Below are 4,664 nucleotides of genomic sequence, written 5' to 3'. Positions count from 1 at the left end.
CACCGGCGTCGGACGCCATGATCTCGAGGATCTCGTCGAACGACACGACCCCCGAGAGGCCGTCGGAGCAGAGCATCCACCGGTCGCCGGCGCGGGTGTCGAGCACCATCGAGTCGATCTCGGGGGACGTGCTCCGCGACGGCCGCCAGCAGCCGTTCGCGCACGGCGGCCTGCTCGCCGGCGTCGAGGTGCGCGATCGTCGACCGCAGGTGCGTCGCCTGCACGACCTTCCAGGCCAGCTCGGCGGTGAGGTCGACGTGGCGCTGCACGGCGTCGGCTCGGACGCCGACGAGCCCGAGCTCCGTGAGCCAGTGCGCGAGGGTGCCGGCGGTGTCGGGGATCGCTGTGTCGGTGTCGGTGTCGGTGTCGGTGTCGCTGCCACCGGCCGCTGCGTCGTCGCCACCCGCGCCCGGCAGCGCGGCCGCGAGCAGCTCGGGCAGCGGCTCCAGCGCCCCCTTCGCCCACGTGGTGATCGCGACGCGCCCACCGGGACGTGCCCGTTCGATCAGGTGCCGGGTGCCGGCGTCGAGGTCGGGGAACCGCTCGAGGCCCAGGACGCACTGCACGAGGTCGTAGCCCGTCGGGTCCCACTCGGTGACGTCGGCGACGTGCAGCCGCAGCTGCGGCATCCGTTCGCCCGCCCGTTCGCGAGCCAGCGCGACCCGCGACTCGTCGAGGTCGACGGCGTCGACGAGGCCGCCGATGCCGACGAGCTCGGCGGTGGGCAGGGCTGAGGCCCCGTCGCCGCACCACGCGTCGAGCACGCGTTCGTCGAAGCGCGGATGCGACCGCGAGAGCGCCGCGGTCGAGATCGGATCCCAGAGCACCCCATCGAGTTCCGTCGACGAATCCGCCGCATCGGCGGACTCCTCAGCGAAATCGGGTACGGTCGTCGTGTCCCCCATCTGCCCATTGTCGCCCTGATCTGGTGGAAATCGCAGATTCAGGCAATCGAGATGTGGAACGGGCAGACTTGGACCTTCGTGTTCCCAAATCGAAACGAGCATCTTCACATGAACCGTGCCCTGCGCCGCGCCGCGCCCGTCGCGCTGGTCTCCGCCGCCGCCCTGCTCCTCGCGGGCTGTGCAGGCAGCACCAGCCCCGAAGCCTCCAAGACGCCGACCGCCGAGGCGGCCGAATGCATGGACCTGTCGTCGGGCGACCTCAGCGACGGGGTGACGGTCGAGGGTGACTTCGGCACCTCGCCGACCGCCACCTTCACGACGCCGCTCGAAGCCGACGAGCTCGAGCGCACCGTCGTCATCGAGGGCGACGGCGAGACCACGAAGGCCGGCGACGACGTCAACGCCATCGTGAGCGCCTACTCCGGCACCTCCGGCCAGCAGGTCTTCTCGCAGCCCGCCACCATCACCGCCGGCGACGACACGGTGTTCGAGGCGTTCCTCGCCGGCATCGACTGCGTGCCGACCGGGTCGCGCACCGTGACCGTCGCGCCCGCCTCGACGCTCTACGGCGACCAGGGCAACGAGACCATCGGCGTCGCGCCCGGCGAGACCCTCGTCATCGTGGTCGACGTGCAGGAGCCGCTGAAGCCCGCCGAATGGACCGAGAACGTGCCCGACGTGCAGTTCGGCGCCGACGGCGCGGCCCCCACCGTGACCCTGCCCGACACCGCCCCGCCCGCCGAGTACCAGCTGAAGGTGCTCGAGGAGGGCGACGGCGACGAGGTGCAGTCGGGCGACACCGTGACCCTGCACTACCAGGGCACCAGCTGGGACACCAAGCAGGTCTTCGACCAGAGCTACGGCGGCGACCCCGCGCAGTTCTCCACCGACCAGGTCATCCAGGGCTTCGGCGCGGCGCTCGTCGGGCAGAAGGTCGGCACCAAGCTGATCGTCACGATCCCGCCGCAGTATGCGTACGGCACGGATTCCTCGGGCGGCGAGCTCGCCGGCCAGACGCTGGTCTTCCTCGTGGAGATCCAGGACACCGCGCCGGCGACCGACGCGAAGTAGTCGACACGAGGTGAGGGCCCGGGCGAGCGATCGCCGGGGCCCTTCGCCGTCCCCGTCCCTCGTCGTCCGGTCAGCGCCGTGCTCTTCGCCGAAATGGAGGACGGACCAGCCGACACGCCGGCTCGCGCGTGCCGACACGCCGCCCGGCGGGCAGGTTCTTCCTCCATTTCGGCGACGCGGATGCCGCGAGGGCGACGCGGATGCCGCGGGAGGGCGCTCGCGCCGCGGGAGCGCCGCTCGCCTCAGCGAGCCCCGCTCACGAGTGCGACCACGAAGATCGCCGCCGACGCGAGCTGGAACGCGACGACGAACGCCGTGTCCCGCACCCGCCACCGGCTGACCGTGCGCTCGGTGCGGGTCGGATGCGCCCCGAACGCGCGCGCATCCATGGCCAGCGCGACCCGCTCGGCATGCCGGATCGCGCTCGCGAGCAACGGGATGGCGTAGCCCGTCACACGGCGCAGCGCGGCGATCGGCCCGCGCCCGTGGTCGGCGCCACGCACGCGGTGCGCCGCACGGATGATCTCCAACTCGTGTCCGAAGCGCGGCACGAACCGCAGCGCGGCCAACGCCGTGTAGCCGATGCGGTAGGGCACGCGCAGGTTCTGCACGAGCGCCCGTACGAGCTCGGGGCCGGTGGTGGTGAGCCCCGCGATGAGCGAGAGCACGAGGATCGCGGCGATCCGCAGGGCGGTCGCCACGCCGACGAGGTAGGCGCCGAGCGTGAACGTCCAGCCGCCGACCTCGAACAGCACGACGGATGCCGCGGGGCCGGCGGCATCCACCCGTGCCGGGTCCACCCACAGCCCGAGGCTGAGCCCGAGCAGGGCCACGCCCACCGGAGTCGCGATGAGCAGCATGGCCACGACGCGCCCGGACAGCCGCGCGCCGATGAGGAGCAACAGCAGCCCGAGCACGGTGAAGGCGAGCGGGATCGCGAGGCCCCGAGTGAAGAGCAGCGCGACGATCGCCGGCAGGGGCGCGGCGATCTTGGCGATCGGGTTGAGTCCGTGCAGGAATCGTGCGGCCGGGGCCGCTGACGCCGCCGCGTACGGGTCGCGCACGGTGGTGTCGGACACGAGTGGGGCGGTCATGCGCCGGCCGGCCCGGAGCGGGGGAGCTGCGACATCCGCGTCACCGACCGCCATTCGGGATGCCGCACGAGGCTGCGCATCGCGCGTGCGAGGGCGGGATGCCGCAACCCGCTCTGCTCGATGAGCGGCCCGGCGAGCACCTCGTCGGTCGGCCCGGTGCCGATCACCCGGCCGTCCTGCATCACGGCGACCCGGTTCGCGTAGTCGGCGACGAGCTGCAGGTCGTGCGTCACGACGAGCACCGTGGTGCCCTCGCCGTTCAGGGCGCGAAGCAGGTCGAGGAGCTCGGTGGCGCGGGCCCGGTCCTGCCCGAAGGTGGGCTCGTCGAGCGCGAGCACGGGGGCGCCGGCGACGAGGGCGCTGCCGACCGAGAGTCGTCGCTTCTGGCCGCCCGACAGGAGGAACGGATGCCGATCGGCGTGCTCGGTGAGATCGAACCGCCGCAGCATCCGCTCGATCTCGTCGCGTCGCAGGTCCTCGGGCACGCCCTGGAGCCGTAGTCCGGTGTCGAGCTCGCCGGCGACCGTGTCGGCGACGAACTGGTGCTCGGGGTTCTGGAACACGAAGCCGATGCGCCGGGCGCGATCGCGTGCGTCGGCCCGTTGCGGGTCCATGCCGAGCACGTCGACGAACCCGCCCGCGCGCGGCGCCACCCCCGCGATCGCCTGCAGCAGCGTGGTCTTGCCGGCGCCGTTCGTGCCGACGATGGCGAGGAAGTCGCCGGATGCCACGTCGAGGTCCGCCCCGTGCACGACGACGGGTCCGCGGCGGCCGCCGCGACGCACGGACACGTCGCGGACGGCGATGGCGGGTGCGGCCGCCGGCGCGGGTGCGGCCGCCGCCGCCGCGGGCGCGTCTGCGGCGTCGGGGGCGATGGCGGCTGCGGGGCCGGTGGCCGGCGCGGGCAGCGCGGCGACCGTTTCGAGCGCGGCGGCGAGCTCGGCCGGTGTCAGGGGCAGCGGGTCGATCGGCACACCGGCCGACCGGAGGCGCATCGCCGCGAGCGTCGACACGGGCAGCCAGACGCCGAGGTCGCGGAGCTCGGCCGCCCGGCCCTGCAGCACGTCGCGCACGGGTCCGTCGATGACGAGGCGCCCTGCGGCGTCGAGCACGACGACCCGGTCGACGAGGTCGACGGCCGCGTCCAGGTTGTGCTCGATGAGCACGATCGCGTGGTCGCGGTCGTCGGCGAGCTCGCGGAGCACCGCGTAGACCTCGTCGATGCCGGCGGGGTCGAGGTTGGCCGTGGGCTCGTCGAGCACGAGCACCGGGGAGGCCATGGCGAGTGCGCACGCGATCGCGAGTCGCTGCCGCCCGCCGCCCGAGAGCACGTCGGGGTTGTCGTCCCGGCGGTCCCACAGCCCGACCAGCTTCAGCGCGCGTTCGGCACGCACGAGCACCTCGGGAGCGGGCACGAGCCGGTTCTCGGGACCGAACGCGACCTCGTCGAGCAGGGTGCCCGTCACGACCTGGGCGTCGGGGTCCTGGAACACCATGGCGACGTGCTCGCTGAGCTCCGCCACCGTGCGCTCGCGCGTGTCGGTGCCCGCGACCCGCACCGAGCCCTCGAGCGCTGCCGCGACGGCGTGCGGCA

4 protein-coding genes are annotated in these 4,664 nt (G+C 73.3%); 1 reads left to right on the top strand and 3 read right to left on the bottom strand.

The window, feature by feature from the left end; all coding sequences use genetic code 11:
- The coding region (locus GH736_RS17685; RefSeq protein ID WP_159605667.1) for a class I SAM-dependent methyltransferase at window positions 1-905 on the bottom strand (905 nt) is incomplete at its 3' end.
- A gap of 108 nt (window positions 906-1,013) precedes the next feature.
- Between GH736_RS17685 and GH736_RS17680 the strand changes: the two genes are divergently transcribed.
- Window positions 1,014-1,976, top strand: a complete 963-nt coding sequence (locus tag GH736_RS17680) for an FKBP-type peptidyl-prolyl cis-trans isomerase (RefSeq protein WP_159605665.1) — start codon at window positions 1,014-1,016, stop codon at window positions 1,974-1,976.
- 242 nt (window positions 1,977-2,218) lie between these two features.
- Here the strand turns inward: GH736_RS17680 and GH736_RS17675 are convergent, their stop codons facing one another.
- Together GH736_RS17675 and GH736_RS17670 are read right to left on the bottom strand one after the other, a co-directional pair.
- Complete coding sequence (locus GH736_RS17675; protein ID WP_159605663.1) at window positions 2,219-3,070, bottom strand: energy-coupling factor transporter transmembrane component T family protein; 852 nt, start codon at window positions 3,068-3,070, stop codon at window positions 2,219-2,221.
- Window positions 3,067-4,664, bottom strand: a 1,598-nt coding sequence (locus GH736_RS17670) for an ABC transporter ATP-binding protein (protein WP_159605661.1), incomplete at its 5' end; no start/stop codon positions are given. The genes GH736_RS17670 and GH736_RS17675, both read right to left, overlap by 4 nt.

This window comes from Agromyces humi, from assembly GCF_009720255.1.
In the GTDB taxonomy this organism is placed as follows: Bacteria; Actinomycetota; Actinomycetes; order Actinomycetales; family Microbacteriaceae; genus Agromyces; species Agromyces humi.
Note: the sequence above shows the minus strand (reverse complement) of the source record. Positions and strands in the feature narration are given on the sequence as shown.

Excerpts from the sequence above, each read along its gene's own strand:
- GH736_RS17680 (WP_159605665.1), top strand. The coding sequence starts at position 1,014 with ATGAACCGTGCCCTGCGCCGCGCCGCGCCCGTCGCGCTGGTCTCCGCC.
- GH736_RS17675 (WP_159605663.1), bottom strand. The coding sequence starts at position 3,070 with ATGACCGCCCCACTCGTGTCCGACACCACCGTGCGCGACCCGTACGCG.